Genomic DNA, 23,978 nt, shown 5'->3' on the forward strand with positions numbered 1-23,978 from the left:
ATCCGTTCCGGAATACCGCCCCGACAGTACAGGATACGGTTAGCGCACCGCCCGACTATCTTAACGCACAAATCGTAACTAAAGCCAAGCATGAGTTCCACAACCACCCAATTCAAATACGTTGACTACCTCTGGGACGAGGAACAAGCCGCCAAGCTCGGTGACGACCAGGTAGCCCTCTTTTTGTACCGATCCAATATTCTCGGGTCCGATCTGCGCATCACGAACTACGGCGGTGGCAACACCAGTTGCAAAACCATCGAGAAGGACCCGCTAACCAACGAGGAAGTCGAGGTAATGTGGATCAAAGGCTCCGGCGGCGACATCGGTACCCTCAACCGGGCCGGGATCGCCGGCCTCTACACCGGACGGCTGCGCGACCTGAAGAAGGTATACGGCGGCCTGACCGACGAAGACCGCATGGTCGGCCTGTTCAATCACGCCATCTACGATCTTGACAGCCGGGCACCCTCCATCGATACCCCCCTGCACGGACTCCTTCCCTTCAAGCACATCGATCACCTGCACCCCGATGCCGTGATCGCCGTAGCCGCGGCCGAGAACAGCCAGCAGGTGACCCGCGACATCTGGGGCGACAGCATGGCCTGGGTACCCTGGCAACGGCCCGGCTTCGACCTCGGCCTGCAACTGGAAAAGGCACTGGCCGAGAACCCCGGTATCCGGGGCATCGTGCTGGGCAGCCACGGACTATTCACCTGGGGGGATACTTCCTACGAATGCTATATGAATAGCCTCGAGGTCATCGAAATGGCTTCGGAGTACATCGAGCGCAAGGTCAAGGAAAAGGGGAGTGTATTCGGTGGCGAAAAAGTCAGCCCGTTAAAGGCGGAGGAACGCAAAGCCAAGGCCGCCAAGCTCATGCCCTTGCTCCGGGGATTGGCTTCCTCGGATAGTCGCATGGTGGGCCACTTTACCGACAGCGACGCCGTTTTACAGTTTATCAACAGCTACGACCTACAGCGCCTCGCCCCGATGGGCACCAGCTGTCCGGACCACTTCCTCCGGACGAAAATCCAGCCCCTCGTGCTCGACCTGCAAACCCAGCAGGACGTCTCCGACCCAAAAGCCCTGCTAGCCAAACTCAAGCCCGCCTTCAACGGATACCGGGAGCAATACAGGCAGTACTACGAGACCCACAAACGGTCAAATAGTCCCGCGATGCGTGACCCCAACCCCGTAGTGATCATTTATCCCGGCGTTGGCATGTTTACCTTCGCTAAGAACAAGCAGACCGCCCGCGTTGCCAGTGAGTTCTACGTGAACGCCATCAATGTAATGCGAGGGGCGGAGGCCATAACCTCCTACACTTCGCTTCCGCGCCAGGAAGCCTTCGACATCGAATACTGGCTGCTCGAGGAAGCTAAGCTTCAGCGCCAGCCCAAGGAGCAGCCCCTGTCCCGGAAGATTGCGCTCGTCACCGGTGCCGGCGGGGGCATCGGCAAGGCCATCGCCGATAAGCTCGCCAGCGAGGGAGCCGTCGTGGTACTGACCGATATCGCCGAAGACCGGTTGCAGCAAGCCGTAACCACCTACGACAAGGATCAGGCAACCTACGCCGTGTGTGATGTCACCGATTCCGCTTCCATCGCGGGTGCCTTCGACAAGGCCTGCCTGGAATTCGGGGGCGTCGATATCGTGGTCCACAGCGCCGGCCTCGCCATCTCCAAACCCCTGCACGAAACCACCACCAAGGACTGGGACATTTTGCAGAACGTCCTCGTCAAAGGACAATTCGAGCTGGCCAAAGCCGGCGCCGATATCATGAAGAACCAGGGACTCGGCGGCGACATCATCCCCATCGCCAGTAAAAACGGTCTCGTTTCGGGACCGAATAACGTGGCGTACGGTACGGCAAAGGCGGCCCAGCAACACATGGCCCGGCTGCTCGCCGCGGAACTAGCGGCCTTCGACGTACGGGTAAATACCGTCAACCCCGACGGCGTCATCATCGGCAGTAAGATCTGGGAAGGCGAATGGGCCGAAGGGCGCGCCAAGGCCTACGGTATCACGGTAGACGAACTGCCCGCCCACTACGCCAAGCGCAACCTCCTCAACCGCATCATCCGTCCGGAAGACATTGCCGACGGCGTCTTTGCTTTCACCCTCCTCGACAAGTCCACCGGTAACATCCTGAACGTGGACGGTGGCATGGCGAACGCTTTCGTCCGCTAGATCTGATAAGGAGCTAGGGGGGCAAGAGGCTAGGGAAAGTGACTTCGGCCCATAACTCCTTAGCCCCTTACGCCCTTAGCCCCTAAAAGAAAAGACCATGCAACTAGAAAAAGACCAAATCCGCGCCCACGACCAGCGCCACCTGGATCGCCACAACGAAGATTTTCGCTTTCTGTCCGACCGGCTCGGCTCGAAGGGGATGGATGTCGATAGAGTAGTCGATGCCCTGGCCGACTTTCAGGTAGCCATACCGAGTTGGGCCCTCGGGGCCGGTGGGACCCGCTTCGGCCGTTTCTCCTTTCACGGGGAGCCGGGAAGCCTGGAGGACAAGATCGCCGACGTCGGTATCCTGCACGCCCTCACCCAAACCGCTGGCGCCATTTCCCTGCACATTCCCTGGGATACGCCAACGGATTACGCGGCCGTCCGGGAGCGCGCCGCTACCCTCGGGCTCCGATTCGATGCGATAAACTCCAATACTTTTCAGGATCAGCCCGGCGCGGAGCAGTCGTACAAGCATGGGTCCCTGAGCGCTACCGACGAGGCGGCACGCCGACAGGCCATCGAGCATAACCTGCGGGTCATCGAAATCGGGGAAAAACTGGGGTCCAAAAGCCTGACCGTGTGGCTGGCCGACGGTACCAACTTCCCCGGACAGCGCAATTTCCAGCGCGGACTGGTACAGACCGAAGACAGCCTGAAGCAGATCTACGCCGGCATGCCCAAGGACTGGAAGCTTTTCATCGAGTACAAGCCCTACGAGCCGAACTTCTACAGTACCGTTATCCAGGATTGGGGTACGAGCTTCATGCTGGCGAACGCCTGCGGTGACCGGGCCTATACGCTGGTCGATTTAGGTCATCACCTGCCCAACAGCAACATCGAGCAAATTGTCTCCACCCTGATGCTGAAGGGCAAATTGGGCGGATTCCACTTCAACGACAGCAAATACGGCGACGACGATCTGACGGTAGGGAGTATCAAGCCCTACGCGCTCTTCCTGATCTTCAACGAGCTGGTGTACGGGATGCGCAACAACCCGCAAAACCCGGATCTGGCCTGGATGATCGATGCCAGCCACAATGTGAAGGACCCGCTGGAAGACCTGATCCAGTCGCTGGAGGCCATCCAGGAAGCCTACGCCAAGGCGCTGCTGATCGACCACGACCAGCTGACCACGACGCAGCGGGAACACGACGTAGTCATGGCTCAGGAGATGCTGCAGGATGCCTTTCGTACCGATGTCCGGCCGCTAGTGCAGCGTGCCCGCCTCAGTCGGGGTGGTGCCCTGCATCCACTGCGGGCCTACCGCGACCTCGAGGTACGTCGGGAGCTCATCCAGGAACGCGGGAAGCACACCGTAGCTACCGGATTGTAAGATGCAGCAGCAACGCGTTACCGCCGTCTTCGATATCGGCCGCACGAACAAAAAGTTCTTTCTGTTCGACGAGGACTACCGGGAGGTACACCGGGAATACGTTTGCTTCCCCGAAACCGTCGATGAAGACGGGTACCCCACCGAGGATTTGCCCGCCATCCAATTGTGGCTGCGGGAGGTATTCGACCGCATCCTCGAGGCGAAGGTGTTCGACGTAACGGCCATCAACTTCTCCTCCTACGGTGCCAGTTTCGTCCATCTCGACGGCGATGGGGAAGTGGTTACCCCGCTCTACAACTATACCAAGCCGATGGACCAATCGGTCATCGACCAATTCTACGAACGCTACGGGCCGGAGGAAGCCTTTACCGCCCGTACCGGCTCCTCCAACGACGGCATGCTCAACAGCGGCATGCAACTCTACTGGCTGAAGCACCGCCGGCCGGAAGTCTTTTCCCGCATCAAGTACAGCCTGCATCTGCCGCAATTCCTGAGCTACGTCTTCACCGGGATACCAATCAGTGAATACACCAGTATCGGGTGTCACACGGCCCTGTGGGATTACGGTAAGCAGGATTACCACGACTGGGTATACGCCGAAAACCTGCACCGCGTGTTCCCCCCGATCGTTTCGACCGAAACGAGCATCAACATGAATTATAACGGTCGGCGGATGAAGATCGGGGTGGGGATCCACGATAGCTCCGCGGCCCTGTTGCCCTACATCCGCAGTGAGCGGAACCCTTTCGTACTCATTTCCACGGGGACGTGGAGCATCTCCCTCAATCCCTTCGCCGGTGGCTTACTGAGCGCAACGGACCTGCATCAGAACTGCATCAACTACATGCGCATCGACGGTAAGCCAGTGAAGGCCGCCCGGCTGTTCCTCGGGGAAGAGTACAAACGGCAAGTAACCCGGCTGGCGGAGTACTTCGGGGTCGACCCGGCCCGCCACCGTACCGTTCCCTTCGATTATGGGATGTACCAGGCCATTTCCCGGGATTTTACGCCCTGGTTTCACCTGGAAAAGATCGACTATCCCGATAACCCCCCGGTGACTACCATTCCGGCCGCTACCTACGCGTATGCCTACCACCACTTGGTCATGGAGCTGGTGGAGTTGCAGGCCCAAAGCGTCCGTACCGCGATGGGGCGCCACCCGGTGAAGACCTTATTCATCGACGGCGGCTTCAGCGACAACGAGGTTTTCATCCAACTGCTTTCCCACCGTTTCCGGGAGCTGGAATTGCACACCACCGATGCCAGCCTGGGATCCGCCCTCGGGGCGGCCATTTGTATCTCCGACCAGGATTTGAACTCCAAGTTCCTGAAGAAAAACTACGGGCTTAAGAAACACCAGCCCTTCATCATCAAACAGGCCGGCGCATAGGGCGCTACGGCCCAATATCGCTTACCTACTCCAACCAGTCGCTCATGCTACAGAATGAAACCCAGGAAGAGATCATCGAAGAGATTGCCGGTGGCGAGTACGAACGCGAGCCGGTACCCCGGTCAAAATGGAAAGGGTGGGGGAGCTTCCTCGGTATGTACGCCGGCGAACATGCCGCCGGTACCGAGTTCGTGATCGGCCCGCTCTTTCTTACCACCGGGGTGAGCGCCTTCGACCTGATCATTGGCTTGCTGGTCGGAAACTTTATGGCCGTACTAAGCTGGCGCTTCCTGACGGCCGAGATCGCTACCAAGTATCGCTTGACACTGTATTACCACCTGGAAAAGCTCTGCGGTCGCAAGTTGGTCAAGTTTTACAACGTGGCCAACGGGGTTCTTTTCTGTTTCCTGGCCGGTTCCATGATCACGGTATCGGCCACCGCGGTCGGGGTGCCGCTCGACATGGAAATGCCCCTGCTAACCGATACGATGCCGACCAGTTTCACCTACGTGGCGGTGGTGCTCGTCCTCGGTGCCATCATCACCCTGGTAGCCGCCCGGGGTTACGATACCGTAGCGAAGGCGGCTAATTATATGTCGCCGGTCATCGTCCTGGGCTTTCTCATCGCCGGCATCGTAGCCCTGTTTCAGCTCGGCATCGGAAGTTTTTCGGAATTCTGGAATATCTGGGGGGAGGGGTCCGATCCCATCGGTGGCAACATCAAGTATACCTTCTGGCACGTCGCCATCTGGTCGTGGTTCGCTAACGCTGCCATGCACATCGGGATGTCGGATCTTTCGGTCTTCCGCTTCGCCCGCAAACCCAGCGCTGGCTGGACCACGGCTGCCGGTATGTACGTAGGTCACTACATGGCCTGGATCGCCGCCGCACTACTGTATGCCGTGTACCTGCGCACGCCCGAGGCCCAGGCCGTACTTGCGAATGGCGATGCGCCTACCGTAGCGCCGGGCCCCTTAGCCTTCAATGCCATCGGCTGGTTCGGTATTCTCGCTGTTGTACTGGCCGGCTGGACCACCGCTAACCCCACCATCTACCGGGCCGGGCTCGCCTTTCAGACCGTTCTTCCCGGGCGAAAAGCGAGCGCCGCTACGGGCGTGGTCCTCGCAGGTGCCGTGGCAACCGTGGCCGGACTCTTTCCCGCCTTTGCCATGAAACTGCTCGACTTCGTCGCACTCTACGGCTTCATACTGGCACCGGTTGGCGCGGTTATTGTTTTCCAACATTTTTTTGGGCGCCGGAGCGCGGGAACCTTGCCGGACTACGAAACCCAAACCGGTCGCGGTTACAATCCGGCCGTCTTCTGGGCGTGGGCGATCAGCTTCGGGCTCTTCTACTTCATTTCCGTCCAGTTCGGCGTTTTTCTGTCGTTCGTAACCCTGCCGGCCTGGCTACTCTGCGGGGTGCTTTACCTGGTGTTTAGCCGGAAGCAGGGTCTCGTGGCTCCGGTCTGACTTCGCACCCGCGCCCCGGCGCCCGCCCCGTTACCTGAGATAAAGGATATAGGCCGCGGCGAAGGGGATGACGAAAATGAAGGCGTCGAAGCGATCGAGCAGCCCGCCGTGCCCGGGCAGCAGGTTACCGCTGTCCTTGACTCCGACGCTGCGTTTGAGCATGCTTTCCACCAGGTCGCCCAAGCCGCCGAATACGGCCACGATGATGGCGAGTACCAGCCACTGGATCAGGTTGATCTCGTCGAAGACCAAGTGCAGAAAATAGCCGAACAGCACGCAGGTAAGCGCGCCGCCGATGGTGCCTTCCCAGGTCTTATTCGGGGAAATACGGGGGAACAGCGGGGTGCGGCCGAATTTGCTGCCCGCTAAATAGGCTCCCGTGTCGTTGACCCAGGTGAGCAGCAGCAGGCCGAAGACGATCCGGTAGTAAAAGGTGCGCCCGTCGAAGGCGATGAAGTCAACGAGTGCGAAGGGGATGCCGATGTAGAACAGCCCGAGAATGATGTAGGCGATGTTGACGAAGGGCTCCTGGCTATTGCTGTAGAGCTCGTAAATGAACACCGTGAAGATGAAGGGAGCGAACAGGAGGCTGGACAACTGGATAAACGTTGCCGGGTCGCTGACGTAACCGAGGGATAGGGAGCTGACTAGGAAAAAGGGGAGTAGGCCAACGGCCACGCCAAAGGCTTTGCGCACGCGATCGCGGCGAGTGTGGCGGTCGAGGGTCATGCCGAAAAACTCATAGAGACAACCGCCGGCAATGACCAGAAAGAGGACATTGAACGTATAGGGACCGGTATACATGCCCGAAATCATGATCACGACGAATATGACCGCCGTAGTAAGTCTTCTCCAAAGTCCTTGCATCGTTTGGTGTAAATAAGTCCTAACGGCAACTGCCGGTAGGGGCGTAATATAGCTTACGCGGGGCGGCTGGACCCGATGCAGTGAAATTTGCTGACATGAAAGACAAACCGACGCGATGCGATGGTCACGTTAGCCGGTTCGTCAGCAACCAGAAGTTAAGCATATGCTCGATGGCGGTACGGTAATCGGAGAACACCACGGGTTTGGTCACGAAACCGGAAGCTCCCAGGACGTAAGCCCGGGTAATTTCATCCCTGTCTTCCGATGAGCTGAATATTACCACGGGAAAGCCCAAGGGGGAGGTCCGTACTCGGATGCTTTCCAGGAAATCCAGCCCCCCCATCCCGGGCATGTGCAGGTCCATGATTGCCAGGCGGATGTGCTCGTCCGGTTCGTTGGCAAGGTAGTCCGACAACGCCACGCCATTTTCGAGGTGAGTAACGAGTAATTCCGGGAGGAATTTTTTTAACGTCCGGATGGCTAGATCGGCCTCCATGGGATCGTCTTCAATCAGCAAAATATGGGGCGCTGACATATGTTAGGTAGGATAAACTCAAATACTGGGGAAAATACCGGTAGCTACCGGTAAGGTATAACAATATAGTTGCAAGCTCCAAAGGACGGGCACTTGATACCGCCTAACGCGATTCGGGACGAAATGCCCACGGGGTAACCGGCATCTTTACTTCTGGCAGACTCCCGCCGAGCGGAGAAGCGCTAACATTGCGCAAATTTCATCCCAGAGCTTATGGCATTTGAGCAGCGCATCCCCCGAGACACCTCCGCCAATTTATTCGCCGAGGCCCAGGAGTATTTTCCGGGCGGGGTCAATTCACCGGTGCGGGCATTCCGCAGCGTCAGTGGCCCGCCCCTCTTCATCCGGGAAGGTCACGGCAGCCACATGACCGATGAAGACGGAAATCGCTTCCTGGATTTTTGTTGCTCCTGGGGGCCGCTGATCCATGGCCACGATAACCCCCACATCCGGGAAAAGGTGATCGAGACGGTCGTGAAGGGTACGAGCTTTGGTACACCCAACCGGCTTGGCAATCAACTGGGGAAACTGATCCTCGACAACCACCGGTACGTGGAGCGCATTCGCTTCGTTAGCTCCGGAACGGAGGCCGTCATGTCCGCCCTGCGGCTGGCCCGCGGGGTAAAGGGCAGAAACAAGATCGTCAAGTTCGACGGTTGCTACCACGGCCACGTGGATAACCTGCTGGTGAAGGCGGGATCCGGGCTGGCCACCTTGGGTACGAGTTCCTCCGCCGGTGTGACGGAAAGCGTCGCGCGCGATACGCTGGTGCTGCCCCTCGGCGATCGCGACCTGCTGGAACGTACCCTCACCGAGCATGCCGGCGAGATCGCCTGCATCATCGTCGAGCCCATTCCGGCCAACAACGGCTTGCTGATCCAGGATAAATCCTGGCTGGAGTGCCTGCGAATCAAAGCCTGGAAACACGACGTACTGTTGATCTTCGACGAGGTGATCTCCGGATTCCGCGTCGGCTTCGAGGGCGCGGCCGGGCTGTACAACGTCCAGCCCGACATCATCACCTTCGGAAAGGTCATCGGAGGTGGATTCCCCGTTGGCGCCTACGCAGCCAGCAAGGAAATCATGGATTATATCGCGCCCGTAGGACCGGTTTACCAGGCCGGAACCCTGTCCGCCAACCCGGTAGCCATGGCGGCCGGTCTCGCCGCGCTGGAACTGTGTCTGGAGCCCGGTTTCTACGAAGGACTCGCCGAGCGGACGGCCGCGATGGCCGACCGGATAACAGGCTACGCCAAGGAAAAGGGGTATCCCCTTCACGTTCCCCACGTGGGTAGCATCTTCTGGTTGGCGTTTGGAAACGAGCGCATAGAGCGGGCCGATCAGATCGACCCTGCCAATATGACCTACTTCAAGACCATTCACCACGAGCTGCTCCAAACCGGAGTGTATTTAGGTCCCTCCGGCTACGAGGTGGGTTTCGTTAGCAGCGCCCACACCGACCTGGACATCCAGGAAGCCGTAGCCAAGATCTGCGCGGCCATGGACGTCGCTTTCTCCGAAGGATAGGGTGAATTTTCCCGCCGTCCGGTATCTTCATCGTAAAACCCTTCTGTATGCGTTCCTTTTCTCTCCTTTTACTCCTGGTAATGGTCGCTGCGTGTGCTACGCCCCGGACCGCTCCCGTCCCTGAAACTCCCGCCGCCCCGGCAACGGCTCAGGCCAGTTACGCCGGAGATTGGGATCTTACCGTCATGGACACTCCGGCCGGTACGGTAAAGGGGATCCTCACCCTCACGGAAACGGCGGATGACGCACTCGGGGGAACCATCAACGTCAACGGGAGCGACGTAAATCTACGGTCGGTGGAACGCACCGCCGACGGCTTGTTGATCACCTTCTATTCATCGGATTACCAGACCGATATCGATTTCCGACTAAAAGGCGAGCCTTCGGCGGATGAGCTTACCGGGACGGCTTTAAACACTTACATGACCGTAGCCACCCGTAAGAAGTAGTAATATTGCGGATGCAAGAAAAGCACCCCTCGACCCGCGCCATACGGCAACAAATGCCATCTACCGAGTACCGGGAGCACAGCACGCCCCTGTTCCTCACCAGCAGCTTTACGTTTCCGTCAGCTGAAGCCATGGCGGATACCTTTGCCGGCCGGGGTGAGGGGATCATTTACAGCCGGTACAATAATCCGAACGTAGACGAACTCATTGCCAAGGCCTGTAGCCTCGAAGGTACGGAAGCCGGCTTCGCTACGGCTTCCGGTATGTCCGCGGTATTCGCCAGCCTCGCTGCCCTGGTGGAGCAGGGCGATCACATCGTGGCTACGCGGGCGGTCTTCGGAAGCACCCACCAGATATTATCCCAGATACTGCCGAAATGGGGCGTTACCTATACGTACGTAGAACCCGATCAGCCGGAAACGTGGGCGGATGCCGTGACCGATCGTACCAGGGTGTTCGTTACCGAGACCCCATCCAACCCGGGACTACAGCTAGTTGACCTCGAGCAGGCGGGAACGTTTTGCCGGAAGCATGGGATCACCTTCATTGTAGATAACTGTTTCGCTACCCCCTATCTGCAGCGCCCGGCTGACTATGGCGCGGATCTGATCACCCATTCCGCTACGAAGTGGATGGACGGACAGGGTAGGGTGCTCGGCGGTCTGCTTCTGGGCCGGGCCGAAATCATGGAAAAAGTCATCTTCTTTTGCCGGCACACCGGTCCGGCCATGTCGCCCTTCAATGCCTGGGTCATCTCTAAAAGCCTGGAAACGCTGGCGATACGTATGGACGCCCACTGCCGGTCGGCCATGACGATGGCGGAGTGGCTGGTGGACCAACCGGGAGTTGAAAGCGTTCATTATCCTTTCCTGGCTAGTCACCCACAGCACGACCTCGCCCGTAAGCAGATGCGCGCCGGTGGCGGTATCGTCACCTTCGAGCTCAAAGGTGGGGCCGCGGCGGCGAGTCGCTTGTTGAACCAGGCCCAGCTCTGTACCCGTAGCAGTAACCTCGGCGACACGCGGACCATTCTTACCCATCCGGCCACCACCACTCACAGTAAGCTTAGCCCGGAAGAACGGGCTGCGGTTGGAATAACCGATGGCTTAGTCCGGATGAGTGTAGGACTGGAAGCGGTTGCCGACATTCAGGCGGACCTACAAGACGGGCTGCAATAAGCTGATTACCGGCGGTGAATTTTGACGGTTGCGGCGGTGTTCGATCCAGCAATGCGGTAGTAATAGATTCCGGCTGGCTGGGCCACCAGGTTCACCGGAATGGAATGCGGCCCGGCAACCAGGAAGTTGGTCGCGGAGGTGAGCAGGCGTCCGTCGGCACTTACGAGGTCAAAGCGGTATGCCCCGCTTCGCTCGACGGCGAACGATACGCGGGATTGATCGAAAGTGGGATTGGGAGAAACGGAAGTAGTCAGGCGATCGGGCGCGGTGGGAAAAAGCCCGGTTGACGTATCCTCGGAGAGGGTGATCAGCAACGGCTCCCGGGAACCATTGTCTCCCAGCTGCCCGTCGGCGCGATTCACCGTATTACCGGCCAGATAGAAAGACACGGGACCGGTTCCGGCCTCCGGAGCGGTCCAGTGGAAGGTGAATAAGCTATCCGGATTGATTCCTTTGTGCTCGGCGTAGGTGCGTCCTGAACTGGTGGTGGCAATTTGGGTTACGTCATCGGGATCGGACAGGGTACCGGCCGGCATACGGATGGGATCGTTTTGATCCAGAAACTGAGCCTGAAAGCCGTAGCCCGAAGGGGTACCCATTTCGGCCTGCACGGAAACCGTGACGGTGTAGGTTTGTCCGGGGCGGTAGGCATTACCGGGCATGTCTGCGAAAGTGGCCTGGAGGCGGGGCGAGCCGAAATCGCCCGAGAAATGACAGTTGGCGCAAATGCCCTCGGTTCCCCCTCCCGCGCTGGGCGCGCCCGTAAAGCCGGCTCCTTCCGAGCTAGCGGGACCGGAAGAGTAGCCGGCTAGGAGAATGCTAGCGGCGACGAGAAAAAAGGGGAGACCCGTGGTGAAGCGTGGCATAGGCGTTGGGAAGTAATAGGCGGATACAATACGATTCCCTAAGAACGGGAAAATAAATTTTACTTGTATGCACAACCCTTTGGTAGTTTCAATAGTTAGTCGAGCATTATCAATAGTAATACTATTCAGTTGAAAAATCTTGCCGGTAAAATCAGCATTGCCGTTTCGGACAAGCTCTACTTAAAGGATCCGGAAACCAGCGATCTGGGCAGACGGATCGTATCGGGAAGCATCGATCTGTTGGTCGAGCTTGGCCTGGAGAATTTTACCTTCCGCAAGTTGAGCCAGCGGGTGGGCACCACCGAAGCATCGGTATACCGCTATTTCGAGAACAAGCATAAACTCCTGGTCTATCTGGTCATGTGGTACTGGGGATGGATGGAGTACCGCATGGCCTTTGCGCTGGCCAACATTGACAGTGCCGAGGACCGTCTCCGGCGGGCGATCAAGTTGCTCACGGAGGAAATTGCCGAGGACAGCAATTTCAGCCACATCAACGAGATTAAGCTCAACCGCATCGTAGTTGCCGAAAGTCTGAAAGTGTATTTGACCCGGCACGTGGATGATGAGAACGAGGTTGGGGCGTTTAGCTATTACAAACAGTTGATCCAGCGGGTCAGCGGAATTATTTTAGAACTCAATCCGGAATTCCCCTATCCCCACATGCTGGTGAGTACCATTATCGAGGGAGCTCACCTGCAGCGCTTTTTCGCCGAACATTTGCCGTTGATCACCGATAATCATCAGGGAGAAGATTCCGTGGTCTGCTTTTTCACCCAAATGGCCTTTCGCGCCATTCGCTAAGTATCACTTACCATGACGGGATCCGAAAATCAACTTTCGCCGTTGCAACGCTTCTGGCGGTTACTGCGGCCAGATCGGGACGAGGTTAAGAATGTCTGGATCTATGCCTTCTTCGCGGGTATAGTCAATCTGTCGTTGCCACTGGGTATTCAAGCCATCATCAACCTCATCATGGGGGGGCGGGTGAGCACGGCCTGGATGGTGCTCGTCGGTTTGGTGGTGTTCGGGATTGCCATCGTAGGGGTGCTGCAAATTCAGCAGCTTCGCGTGGTAGAAAATCTCCAGCAGAAGATCTTTAGTCGGGCGGCCTTCGAATTTGCCTATCGTATTCCGAAGATCCGAACGGAGGTGCTCTACAATCACTACGGGCCGGAACTGATGAACCGCTTTTTTGACGTCCTGACCGTGCAGAAAGGGCTGTCAAAAATTCTGATCGATTTTTCGGTTGCTAGCTTGCAGGTGGTGCTCGGACTGATGCTGTTATCCGTTTACCATCCGTTTTTCATCCTCTTCGGGGTGATTCTGGTGATACTGGTGGTACTCATCTTTGTTTTTACCGCCAAGAGCGGTCTGGAAACCAGCCTGAAAGAATCCAAGCATAAATACGCCGCCGTCCACTGGTTGGAAGAACTAGCGCGAACTTCGAGCACCTTTAAGCTAGCCGGCAAATCGGACATGGCGCTCCAACGCATGAACCGGCACGTGGACAGCTACCTGGGGGCCCGGGAAAGCCACTTCACGATTCTGCTCCGGCAGTATTCGCTGATGGTGGTCTTCAAAGTCATCGTAGCCCTCGGCTTACTCGCGATCGGCGGTTTACTCGTCATGCAACAGCGAATGAACATCGGCCAATTCGTAGCGGCCGAGATCATCATTCTGTTCGTCATGGCTTCGGTGGAGAAATTGATCCTGAGTCTGGAAACGATCTACGACGTGCTCACCGGCCTCGAAAAGATCGGTCAGGTCACGGATCTGGAGCTGGATCAGATACAGGAGGATACAAACGCCGAGCTGACCGCAGGAACGGAAGGACTTTCCGTCCAGCTGACGGGGGTATCCTTCACGTATCCGAATAAGACACGCTCCGTTCTTCGGGATTTAACGCTGGAAGTTCCCGCGGGTGAACGGGTACTGGTTACCGGACCGAACGGATCGGGAAAGAGTACGCTTCTATACGTTATTGCCGGGCTGTACGATGCACAACGGGGTTCCGTCGCTTACGATCACCTGCCCAAGGGAAACCTGAGTCTCGAGGCGCTGCATTCGGTCATTGGTGCCTGCTTCATGAACGGGGAGCTGTTCGAAGGCTCCGTCCTGGAAAATATTGCCATGGGGCGGGAAGCGGCCACCTTCGAAAACGTAAAGTGGGCCGTCAAAAACCTGGGGCTTACCGAAGCGATCCAGAGCATGCCGAAGGGGTACGAAACCAAGCTTGATCCTACCGGTGATAAACTGCCGCGCAGTATCGTCCAACGGTTGCTTTTAGCCCGCGCGATTGCCGACAAACCCCGCTTATTACTGCTGGAGAACGTGTTCGACCCGATCGACGCCCAAATCCGCCAGCAAATTATCGACTTCCTGATCGATCCCGTTCATCCCTGGACGATGATCGCCGTGAGCAGCACCGATTATCTCGGAAATTGCTGCCACCGCTTGTTACATATGGAGGATGGAACCATAACCCAGTCTACCCTGGAAACCCAAGCTTAGTATGCTAAACATTTCGCTTAACTCCGTAACCCGCCACGTGGACCGTAGCCGACTCTCCTCGTTGCAGTTTGTAGAGAACCGCCACGCCGGCCGGGTGCTGCTCAGGCTACTGACTATATTTTCAATCCTGTTCGTCATTGCCATGTTTCTCCCCTGGACCCAGAACGTTCGCTCCACGGGGCAGGTCACCACGCTGCAACCCAACCAGCGTCCGCAGGGTATCCAGACGGTGATCGGCGGACAAATCCGGCAGTGGTACGTCCGGGAAGGAGACTACGTCGAAGCGGGCGATACCCTTCTGTGGTTGTCGGAAACGAAGGATGCCTACTTTGATACCAGCCTCCTCGACCGGACGCAGTCACAAATCCGTGCCCGGGAAATGTCGTTACAGTCTTACGAATCGAAGATCGATGCCCTCGCCAACCAGATGCAGGCCATGAGGGAGTCGGGCCGCCTGCGTACCGAGCAGTCGGTGAATAACCTGCAACGGGCACGACTGACGGTAGCCAGCGACAGCATGGATCTCATTGCCGCTCGACTGAATGCGGAAGTGGCCGAAGAACAGTTCGAACGGTTCCAGGAACTCTACGATCAGGGGTTAAAATCCCTTACCGAACTGGAGAACCGCAGGGTGACGTACCAGCGTGCCCAGGCCCAGTTAAACAGCGCCGAGAATAAGCTATTAGCCTCCCGCAACGAGGTAATCAATGCCCGCGTTGAGTTGAATGCCATCCAGGCCAAACTACAGGATGACTTGGCCAAAGCGAGTTCCGAACGCTTTACTGCCATGTCCGGACAATTCGATGCGGAGGCAGGGCTAACCTCCCTGCAGAGTCAGTACAGCAATTACGAGCGGCGTACCGACCTGTATTACGTTCGGGCCCCGCAGGCGGGATACGTTACGCAGATTATGTCGGCCGGTATTGGGGAGACGCTTTCCACGGGAGAAGAAATTCTAACGATCGTGCCCGCCGATTACCAGCTGGCCGTGGAACTGTACGTCGAACCCCTCGATCTGCCGCTCATGAATATCGGGCAAGAGGTGAATATCCAGTTCGACGGATGGCCCGCCATCGTTTTCTCCGGCTGGCCGAATACGAGCTACGGTACCTACCGGGGAGAAATTGTGGCCATCGACCGGGCGAGTACCACCACCGGAATGTACCGGCTGATGATCGCCCCCGATCCCGATGAGCGGGATTGGCCCGAGGCCCTGCGGGTCGGGTCGGGTGCGAGCGCCCTGATCCTGCTCAAAAACGTCCCGATCTGGTACGAGATATGGCGGCAGATCAACGGGTTCCCGCCTGACCTCTACGCCCCTCCCGGCGCAACTCCGCCCGCTCCCCCCAAAATCAAGGTGCCGAAATGATAGCTCTGCGATTAGTTGTTTTTCTGAGTTTGTTCCTGGCCGGTAGCGTTGGACGATCGCAAGACCTGCCGGTGGTACTAACGGAAGATGCCTTTCTGTTGCTGGTGGCCGAACACCATCCCCTAGCCGTCCGGGCCGATCTACAGCGGGCGCGAGCGGAAGCAGTTATGCGGACCGCCCGCGGCAACTTCGACCCTAAGCTTTACGGTGACCTCAGCCAGAAGTATTTTCAGGGCACCCAATATTACAGCGTTATAGAGGGTGGCGTCAAGGTGCCCACCTGGTTTGGTATCGAACTCAACGCCGCCTACGAACGCAACGACGGCTACTACCTTAATCCGGAACACAACGTTCCCTCATCCGGGCTGTACGCCGCGGGGTTGACGGCCTCGCTCGGGCAGGGGCTGTTGTTTGACGAACGCCGAGCTGAACTGCAACGAGCCAGGGTGTACCAACAAGCTACGGTAGCCGAACGGCAAATCCTGTTAAACGACCTTATTTACTCGGCCGGTACCGTCTACTGGAACTGGGCAGGGGCCCTGGCCGCCCTGGAAGTATACACCGATGCCCTGGATGTAGCCAGACAGCGCTACGAAGCGGTAGCTGCGGAAGCACGTACCGGCAACCGTCCGGCCATCGACACGCTGGAGGCCCGCATCCTGGTGCAAAACCGTCAGTTGGGCCGGGAGACCGCGTTGCTCGACCTAGCCAACGCCCGCGCCCGCATCAACGCTTACCTCTGGATCGATGGGGTAGTGCCGGTGGAGCTGGAAGCGGATACCCGGGCCCTGCCACCCGATGAAGTGATCGTTGCACCGATTTTCGCCGCAGACCTTAACGGTGAAAACCCCCTGCTCGCCAGGACGCGGTTGAAAATTTCCGACCTGGAAATTGACGAACGGTTGCAACGCGAGTACCTCAAGCCCCGGGTAGACGTAAAGTACAATGCCCTCCTGGCCGGTGGAGCCAACGACCCCCTCGAGGAAATTACCAACAACAACTATAAATGGGGGGTCACCTTCAGTCAGCCTCTACTCCTCCGCAAGGAAAGGGGTAAACTGGCCCTGACCCGTGTCAAGCTTAGTGAGACCCAACTCGAGCTAAGCGATAAGATTGCCGATATCGATGCCAAAATAGCGGCGGCTACCAACGAAGTCATCGCTACGGCCGAACAGTACGATTTGGCGGTGCGCAATGCCGAAGACTACGGGGTGTTACTCGCCGGAGAACGTACGCTGTTTCGGGGCGGGGAAAGCTCGCTCTTCCTGGTCAATACCCGGGAAGTCAGCTACATCGACGCCCAGCTTAAGCGGGTGGAGCTGATGGTGAAACACCGTAAGGCAAGGCTGGCCCGGAGCTACGCTGCCGGTCAGATGCCCGCTGCCCTAGATGCTGTCGTACCCAGTGAGTAAGGTCGAGGTAAAGCAACGCCTTATGCTCGAATGGGTCGTTGCTAGCCACCACGCGTAAATCCCGGTCGAGGGCTTCGAAAATGGGGGGGTGTTCGGCCGTTACGCTCTTGATCAATTTCCGTAGGGCGGAAGCGCAGAGATGATGGATCGCTGCGGTTTCCGCACTGCGCCGCATCTGCCGTTTGAAGTTGGTGAGGTGGTAATCTACCAGGGCCCGGTTCCCCAGTTCGTAGTGGCAAAGTAGGTGCAGCAGTCGGGTATTCAGGAGGAGGTCCTCCCGAAGTATACCCGTTTTCATGTTGATGATCTCGTTGAGGTAATCCAGCGCTTCCGCGTACTGTTTGCGGATGAAAGCCGTAGCGGCAAATTTATAGAGAAACTGCCCCCACCGGTGGTCAGTCGGGACGAATTCCCGGTTAGCGTACCGGGCACGGAGATCGTCGCAGTAGGTCTTTGCCGCTTCCCATTTCCCCGTTGCGAATAATGTATTAAGCTGCATCAAGCCCACGTATACCTGACCGATCAACTGACTGTTTTCGTTTAGTTGGATTTGCTCGTCTGCCAAAAAGCGTTGGGTCACGGAGAGGTACCGCTGCATCCGCTTCTCATCCCCACAGAGATAGGCGAAAACCGAAACGTAGTACAGACAGCGCAGATAAAGGTCCGGATCCTTCACCGTCATATGGGTACTGAGGTGAAAAAGCATCAGGGCGTTCATGGCCGATTCCAGTGCATCCTCGAAATTCAGCTGGATGTAGTGGTACCACATGGACGCCTGAAAGCGATTGATCTTCTGGTGGAAGGTGCTGCCGACGGTCTCCCGATCGAAGCGGTGGGTCTGTATACTGTCCCAAAATTCCTTGTTTTCCAGCCGGTCCTTTTCCGACCGACTGTGCCCGGTTTCGATGTAGCGGCCGTGAATCTGGATGTTGAGATTGAACAGCTCGCTGGTATTCAACACGCTATAGCTCCGCTCCGCCGATTCATTCAGCAGCAGGTCCATCTTATTGTCTACCTGCCGGGAGAGCGTAATATGGCGCGACTCGATCAGTTTTTGGAACTCCAGAATCTCCAGGTGGAGGACGTCCCGGTTATGCTCCACGGCCCGGCTCTTGGCCCTTTCCAGCGAACGCAACGCATCCAGGTACAAGCCCTTACCGTAGAGGATGTGGCTGAAATCAATCTGCTCTCGTAGCTCGATGTCGATCTCTTTGTTGATGTAAATGAGCCGCAAACTGGTCAGCACTTGCTGGTACAAATGGCGCTTCAGGTTGGAATACTGCCCGGGAGACAGCCGCAGGCGGGTGGTGACAACGTTGTCATCGGGTCCCTCCAGGCGGTCGAGTACATCGAAAAGTTGGATGAATTTGTTGTCTGTGGTAGCCCCGGCCCGGGTGGCGTATAACTTGAAATTACGTTTTTCGGCCTTATTCAGCGACTTTATGAGTCGCCAGAGCTGGTCTTTTACGGCCGTTGCCATAGGTAAGCGAGGTGAGTTAAATTATTGTAAATCAGCTACTAACGATTTGTGTGCCCATTTTAGGCGTCACAAAAGAGAATATTAGTTCGCTGCGCGGGCTGGTGGGCAGAACGTCATCTTTGTTTCAACGAAGCAAGGAGACGTTCGAACTTCGTAAGAGCCCTTTAACCAGATAGACTTCTCAGTTCACCTCTTTTCGGGGGCCTCCAGCTAACCACGGAGCATCCCAAAGATAATTACTTCTATGAAGAAGATTGAAGCTATCATCCGCCTTTCCCGCTTTGAAAGCATTCGTGATGCCCTAGCGGCCATCGACGTTAATTTTTTTACACTTACTGAAGTTAAGGGTTTTGGCTTGCAGCGGGGCGAGCAGCTCACTTACCGGGGCAGCGTTTATGACGCCGATTACATCGCCCGCCTCCAGCTCGATATTATCGCGCCCATCACGAAAGTAGACGCCATCGTCGAAGCCATCGTATCCGCTGGTCGTACCAGCAAGGTAGGTGACGGTAAGATCATCGTTTACGATTTGGATCGCATCGTCCGTATTCGCACCGGCGAAGAGAACGAAAGCGCCATCTAAGCAGCCGCACCGGGCCGATTTAACCATTCGCGCCACTGCTATTCCATTCCGTTTTGCCCCCGCTACCTCGGCTTTACCCAGGTAAGACCCCACCCCTCATCTTTCAACTAAAGAATCTCACTGCTATGGAAGCAATGTTTACCGTAAACAACCTTTGGATCCTGGTGGCGACCTGTTTGGTCTTCATTATGCACCTAGGTTTCGCCAGCCTCGAAGCCGGCTTCGTTCAGCGCAAGAACGTCGTGAATATCCTCTTTAAGAACTCGATGATTATCAGCATCGGGTTATTGACCTACTTTTTCATCGGCTACAACCTCATGTATCCCGGTGACGATTACGCCGGCGGCTTCATCGGCGCCTTCGGCGTCATGGACTGGGCCGCGGGGGCCATCCCCGAAGTGGACGGTGTCGTTCAGTACGCCGCCGCCGCCGAAGGTGGGGCCACCTACACCGGCTACGCTGACTTCATTTTTCAGGCCATGTTTGCCGCTACTTGTGCGACCATCGTTTCCGGTGCCGTCGCCGAACGCGTCAAGCTGGTTCCCTTCCTGATCTTCGCTACGCTGTTCGTCGCCATCAGCTACCCCATCACGGGCATGTGGCACTGGGGCGGTGGCTGGCTCTCCGAAATGGGCTTTTATGACTTCGCCGGCTCTACCCTCGTACACGCCGCCGGTGGTTTTGCCGCCCTGGCCGCGGTGATTCTCCTCGGAGCCCGTCGGGGTAAGTACCGCGCCGACGGAACCGTTACCGCGATCCCCGGTCACAGCATGCCCCTAGCCGCCATCGGCGTATTTCTCCTCTGGTTCGGCTGGTACGGCTTTAACGGCGGATCGGTGCTGAGTGCCGACGCCAACGGGGTCAGCCTCGTATTCGTCACCACTTCGCTGGCCGCCGCCGCGGGTGGGGTAGCCGCCTTCTTCATGGGCTACATCCTCTTTAAGTCCTACGATCTTTCGATGGTACTCAACGGTATTCTCGGAGGCCTGGTCGGCATCACCGCCGGCGCTGACCTCATGAGCGGTGGAGAAGCCATCCTGATCGGTATGATTGCTGGTATCATCATTCCCCTGAGTATTGTCTTCTTCGATAAGACCCTTCGCCTGGACGACCCCGTCGGCGCCACTTCCGTACACGGTGTCTGCGGCATCTGGGGTACCCTCGCCGTCGGCATCTTCGGTGCCAGCGCCGGTATGGGCCAGCTCGTCACCCAGCTGATCGGTACGCTCAGCGTCGGTCTTTTCTCCTTTGCTACGAGCTTCGCCCTCTTCAGCATCCTGAAGGCCACCATGGGTATCCGGGTAGACGAAGAGGAAGAGATTCGCGGTCTCGACCTCGGCGAGCACGACATGCACGCCTACAGCCTCACCAAGGAGGATGGCGTCTTCCAGCTCACGGACTCCGGTAGCACGGTCGTACGGTAAGTAGTACGGTAGTCGCTTCAGCTACGCCTTAGCTGTGTAGTACGGTAGTCTCCAGGCCCTGTCGCCGGAAGACCACCGTACTACCAGCCCGAGGCAAGCCGACTAAAAGACTAAAAGACTACCCAACTAAAAGACTACCCGACTAAAAGACTAAACACTAAAAGACTACCCGACTAAAGTACTCCCGTACTCCCCCCTCTCACTTTCCCCAACAACTAGGTATATGAAAACTTATCAACTTTCCCTTTTTGCTTTGCTCCTTTTCTTCGGTCCCCAACTGATCGCTCAGGACGTTGATGTCCTGATCATTGAGGAAGAAGAAGAGGAGGAGGAAGCCAGCTTCCAGCTCAGCGGCTATGTGGATGCCTACTTCCAGAATGTATTTACGGACAACACGGATGACGAGCCCGGAAGCGATCTTGGCTTTCCTACGAGCTTCACGCCCGAAACCAACGGATTCAGCGTCGGTAACGTGAATCTGCTGGCCGAAAAGTCCTTAGGTAAAGTCGGATTCGTAGGACAAATTGGATTTGGCCCGCGAGCTAACGATGCTAACTTAGGCGGCGACCAAGATCGTGCCGGTTACTACATCCCCAACCTTCAACAGCTATTCGTTACCTACTCACCAAGCGATGCATTGACCTTCACCTTCGGTCAATTCGGAACTTTCGTAGGTTATGAGGTCATCGATGCCCCGGCCAACATGAATTACAGCACCAGCTACATGTTCAGCTACGGCCCCTTCTTTCACACCGGACTGAAAGCGGACTTTGCCATCACCGAAGGTTTCGGTGCGATGCTGGGTGTTTTCAATAATACCGACAGCCGGTTCAACGACCCGGGCTACTACTACGGCGCCCAGCTGAGCGCCGAGGCGGGTGGATTGGCCGCCTATTTGAACTTCCTTTACGGAACGGACGAAAAGGACATCATCAACGACGAAGACGCGACCACCTTCCAGATCGACCTGACGGCCACCTTCGAGGCCAGCGAGAGCCTGATGTTCGGGATCAACGCCACGAATAAGAGCACTCAGAACTTCGTCAACGAGGGAACCGTAGGTGATTCCGACGGCTTTACCGGTGTAGCCTTATATTCCACCATCGGCATCACCGACGGATTTGATCTTTCCCTGCGTGGTGAATACTTCCAGGAAGCAGTACCGGAAAGCATCAGCCTGGACGGACGCAGCGTAACCGCGCTTACCGCTACTGGTAACATCACGGTAGGTGACCTCCGCATCATACCCGAATTCCGCCTGGACTCGGGCAGCGATTTCGCCACTACTTACAGTGGTGGCATCATCGACTTCGGAGGCACCGATGAAGATGACAGCGTGGCTTCTTTCATCCTGGCCGCGATATACTCCTTCTAATCCCAAAAACATGCGGCCGGGTGACGCGTTGCACGGCTTTCCGGTAAGGCTGGTCACCTGCGCCCCGCCGCAAAAGAACTTCATTTCTTAACCTTCTGATTTAACCCAACATAATCTATGGCTACTAAACACAAGCTACAGTACGTATGGCTCGACGGTAACGAGCCCATGCAGACGCTGCGCTGCAAAACCCGCATCGAGTCCGACTTCAGCGGCAAGCTGGAGGACTGCCCGATGTGGTCCTTCGACGGATCGAGCACCCAGCAGGCCGAAGGCGGCAGCTCCGACTGTCTTCTCAAGCCAGTCATGATCGTGACCGACCCTGTTCGCAAAAACGGCTTCATCGTTCTCAACGAAGTCCTCAACCCCGACGGCACCCCGCACCCCACCAACGCACGCGCCACGATCGACGACGAAGACCAGGATTTCTGGTTCGGCTTCGAGCAGGAATACTTCCTCATGGACGTGGAGACGGATAAGCCCCTCGGCTTCCCCGCCGACGGTAGCAACCCGCCCCCCCAGGGCCAGTACTACTGCTCGGTGGGTGCCCGCAACGCCTTCGGCCGGGAGATCATTGAGGAGCACCTCGATGCCTGCCTCGATGCCGGACTGACGGTAGAAGGCATCAACGCTGAAGTCGCTCCCGGGCAGTGGGAATTCCAAACCTTCGCCAAGGGTGCCAAAGAGGCCGGCGACCAGATCTGGATGGCCCGCTTCCTCCTGGAGCGTACGGCCGAAGCCTACGGTGTATACGTCGAGTACCACTGCAAACCGCTGAAGGGCGACTGGAACGGCTCGGGTATGCACGCAAACTTCTCCAACTCCTTCCTGCGCGACAGCGGTAACCGGGCGGACTACGAGAAAGTATGCGAGGCCTTCCGTCCGTACACCAAGGAGCACATCGCCGTTTACGGTCACGACAACCACCTCCGCCTCACCGGTAAGCACGAGACCCAGAGCATCCATGAGTTCAGCTTCGGTATCTCCGATCGCGGCGCCTCCATCCGGATCCCCATTGCTACGGTAGAGCGCGGCTGGAAAGGCTGGCTGGAAGACCGTCGGCCGAACAGCGCCGCCGATCCGTATAAGGTCGCGGCCCGTATCGTGAAAACGGTGAAGCCCGTCTCCAACTAGACGACACGATCTGACCTTCTTTTCCCTTTCCAAAGACCTACAAGAAGGTTAAATCAGCTCAGGTTCCCTTTGGAACCCACCTTTTCGCCCGGCTCCTCACACTGAGGGGCCGGGCTTTTTTACGTCCTTATATATAGGTTACTGTTTTCGGCTTTACGGGCAGGGTAGGGGAGCCGCTCTATTGCGCCGGGGCGCAGGAGGAGTATGTTCCGGAATAATCCGGGTACGCTACCGCCAGGCGACACTCCAGGGTGCTAGGTTCCGTACCGCACCCTCGCAGGACGCCCGCTCTATGCTCGACGACACGCCGAGGTGCTAGATCATCGTGCCCGGGGAAAGCACGAGACTTTGGAATGTCCATAGGACCTGCAAGTGTCTGGACGAGCACCCACAAAGGTCCGGCCAGGCAGCTGCAGCCATCAATCGAATAATCGATAAAAGTCTGGACAAAAAAGTAACCATCCGCTTGCAGGAGTTCCTCGGGGCGCCTTATCTTTGCCATCCCGCATATGAAAAGTGCGCGATCAACACCGATTCTTGTAAAGGCGTCGGTATTTCTTCCGGACTACGGATTCCCCCGAATTGTCGAAGGCAACGGCCCCGGCAGGAGAGGATCACCGGAAGCAACGTTCCTCCGAAACGATTTCGAAAATATCTTTTGAAACAGTTGCAGGAGTGGAGTTGATGATCGTACCTTTGCGGCCCCCGCGAACGAGCGGCGGATGATTTTAGCTTGGGCGGATGTTTTCGAAAAGAAATTTTCCCAAACAGTTGCACGGTTAAAAAACTTGCTGTACTTTTGCAGCCGCTTTGGAAGCAAGGCGAACAAAAG

At 57.1% G+C, this 23,978-nt stretch carries 20 protein-coding genes; 15 read left to right on the top strand and 5 right to left on the bottom strand.

The features are described 5' to 3' along the window. Positions 1-90 precede the first annotated feature (90 nt). The 4 genes from CLV84_RS09325 (at position 91) to CLV84_RS09340 (ending at position 6,433) form a co-directional block, all read left to right on the top strand. Positions 91-2,193: a bifunctional aldolase/short-chain dehydrogenase gene (locus tag CLV84_RS09325; RefSeq protein ID WP_104419445.1), complete on the top strand. Its 2,103-nt coding sequence runs from the start codon at positions 91-93 to the stop codon at positions 2,191-2,193. Between the two features lie 97 nt (positions 2,194-2,290). Then, positions 2,291-3,571, top strand: coding sequence for a TIM barrel protein (locus CLV84_RS09330; RefSeq protein WP_104419446.1), 1,281 nt, complete (start codon positions 2,291-2,293; stop codon positions 3,569-3,571). 1 nt (position 3,572) lies between these two features. Then, positions 3,573-4,961 carry an FGGY-family carbohydrate kinase gene (locus tag CLV84_RS09335; RefSeq protein ID WP_104419447.1) on the top strand — a complete coding sequence of 463 codons (1,389 nt, stop codon included), beginning with the start codon at positions 3,573-3,575 and terminating at the stop codon, positions 4,959-4,961. A 44-nt stretch (positions 4,962-5,005) separates the two neighbouring features. After that, positions 5,006-6,433: a purine-cytosine permease family protein gene (locus CLV84_RS09340; RefSeq protein WP_104419448.1), complete on the top strand. Its 1,428-nt coding sequence runs from the start codon at positions 5,006-5,008 to the stop codon at positions 6,431-6,433. 30 nt (positions 6,434-6,463) lie between these two features. Here the strand turns inward: CLV84_RS09340 and CLV84_RS09345 are convergent, their stop codons facing one another. Together CLV84_RS09345 and CLV84_RS09350 are read right to left on the bottom strand one after the other, a co-directional pair. Continuing rightward, the gene (locus CLV84_RS09345) at positions 6,464-7,300 is read right to left on the bottom strand and encodes a phosphatidate cytidylyltransferase (protein ID WP_104419449.1); all 837 of its coding nucleotides are present in this window, start codon (positions 7,298-7,300) and stop codon (positions 6,464-6,466) included. A 124-nt stretch (positions 7,301-7,424) separates the two neighbouring features. After that, entirely contained in the window at positions 7,425-7,835 is a 411-nt protein-coding gene (locus CLV84_RS09350; RefSeq protein WP_104419450.1) for a response regulator, read from the bottom strand. Positions 7,836-8,048: 213 nt separating this feature from the next. On the opposite strand from CLV84_RS09350, the gene hemL reads away from it, so the two are divergent. From hemL to CLV84_RS09365, 3 genes are read left to right on the top strand one after another with little or no spacing between them, the layout of a single operon-like run. Beyond that, positions 8,049-9,362 carry a glutamate-1-semialdehyde 2,1-aminomutase gene (gene hemL, locus CLV84_RS09355; RefSeq protein WP_104419451.1) on the top strand — a complete coding sequence of 438 codons (1,314 nt, stop codon included), beginning with the start codon at positions 8,049-8,051 and terminating at the stop codon, positions 9,360-9,362. Positions 9,363-9,409: 47 nt separating this feature from the next. After that, on the top strand, positions 9,410-9,811 hold the full coding sequence (locus CLV84_RS09360) for a hypothetical protein (RefSeq protein ID WP_146088764.1): 402 nt from the start codon (positions 9,410-9,412) through the stop codon (positions 9,809-9,811). 11 nt (positions 9,812-9,822) lie between these two features. After that, positions 9,823-10,989 (top strand): trans-sulfuration enzyme family protein, encoded by a 1,167-nt coding sequence (locus CLV84_RS09365; RefSeq protein ID WP_104419453.1) that lies wholly within the window; start codon positions 9,823-9,825, stop codon positions 10,987-10,989. 5 nt (positions 10,990-10,994) lie between these two features. Here CLV84_RS09365 and CLV84_RS09370 read toward each other — a convergent pair whose 3' ends face one another. Next, entirely contained in the window at positions 10,995-11,855 is an 861-nt protein-coding gene (locus tag CLV84_RS09370) for a choice-of-anchor V domain-containing protein (protein ID WP_104419454.1), read from the bottom strand. Between the two features lie 129 nt (positions 11,856-11,984). Here CLV84_RS09370 and CLV84_RS09375 point away from each other — a divergent pair, with 129 nt between their 5' ends. From CLV84_RS09375 to CLV84_RS09390, 4 genes are read left to right on the top strand one after another with little or no spacing between them, the layout of a single operon-like run. After that, positions 11,985-12,659 carry a TetR/AcrR family transcriptional regulator gene (locus tag CLV84_RS09375; RefSeq protein ID WP_104419455.1) on the top strand — a complete coding sequence of 225 codons (675 nt, stop codon included), beginning with the start codon at positions 11,985-11,987 and terminating at the stop codon, positions 12,657-12,659. A gap of 12 nt (positions 12,660-12,671) precedes the next feature. After that, entirely contained in the window at positions 12,672-14,369 is a 1,698-nt protein-coding gene (locus tag CLV84_RS09380) for a peptidase domain-containing ABC transporter (protein ID WP_104419456.1), read from the top strand. 1 nt (position 14,370) lies between these two features. After that, positions 14,371-15,738: an HlyD family secretion protein gene (locus CLV84_RS09385; protein ID WP_104419457.1), complete on the top strand. Its 1,368-nt coding sequence runs from the start codon at positions 14,371-14,373 to the stop codon at positions 15,736-15,738. Further along, positions 15,735-17,150: a TolC family protein gene (locus tag CLV84_RS09390; RefSeq protein ID WP_104419458.1), complete on the top strand. Its 1,416-nt coding sequence runs from the start codon at positions 15,735-15,737 to the stop codon at positions 17,148-17,150. Before CLV84_RS09385 ends, CLV84_RS09390 begins: the two co-directional genes overlap by 4 nt. Here the strand turns inward: CLV84_RS09390 and CLV84_RS09395 are convergent. Beyond that, positions 17,044-18,630 carry a hypothetical protein gene (locus CLV84_RS09395; RefSeq protein ID WP_104419459.1) on the bottom strand — a complete coding sequence of 529 codons (1,587 nt, stop codon included), beginning with the start codon at positions 18,628-18,630 and terminating at the stop codon, positions 17,044-17,046. The two genes, CLV84_RS09390 and CLV84_RS09395, sit on opposite strands and share 107 nt — an antisense overlap. 244 nt (positions 18,631-18,874) lie before the next feature. On the opposite strand from CLV84_RS09395, the gene CLV84_RS09400 reads away from it, so the two are divergent. The 4 genes from CLV84_RS09400 to CLV84_RS09415 all read left to right on the top strand — a co-directional run bounded on the left by CLV84_RS09400 (position 18,875) and on the right by CLV84_RS09415 (position 23,146). Further along, a complete protein-coding gene (locus tag CLV84_RS09400; protein WP_104419460.1) occupies positions 18,875-19,213 on the top strand; it encodes a P-II family nitrogen regulator in 339 nt (112 codons plus the stop codon). Between the two features lie 125 nt (positions 19,214-19,338). Then, positions 19,339-20,637 (top strand): ammonium transporter, encoded by a 1,299-nt coding sequence (locus tag CLV84_RS09405; protein WP_104419461.1) that lies wholly within the window; start codon positions 19,339-19,341, stop codon positions 20,635-20,637. A gap of 223 nt (positions 20,638-20,860) precedes the next feature. Continuing rightward, on the top strand, positions 20,861-22,012 hold the full coding sequence (locus CLV84_RS09410; RefSeq protein WP_104419462.1) for a porin: 1,152 nt from the start codon (positions 20,861-20,863) through the stop codon (positions 22,010-22,012). Positions 22,013-22,129: 117 nt separating this feature from the next. Beyond that, on the top strand, positions 22,130-23,146 hold the full coding sequence (locus CLV84_RS09415) for a glutamine synthetase beta-grasp domain-containing protein (RefSeq protein WP_104419463.1): 1,017 nt from the start codon (positions 22,130-22,132) through the stop codon (positions 23,144-23,146). Between the two features lie 565 nt (positions 23,147-23,711). On the opposite strand, the gene CLV84_RS21980 is transcribed toward CLV84_RS09415, so the two are convergent. After that, positions 23,712-23,978, bottom strand: a 267-nt coding sequence (locus CLV84_RS21980; RefSeq protein WP_211295207.1) for a hypothetical protein, incomplete at its 5' end; no start/stop codon positions are given.

The sequence above is a fragment of the Neolewinella xylanilytica genome, from assembly GCF_002934605.1.
GTDB classification, from domain to species: Bacteria; Bacteroidota; Bacteroidia; order Chitinophagales; family Saprospiraceae; genus Neolewinella; species Neolewinella xylanilytica.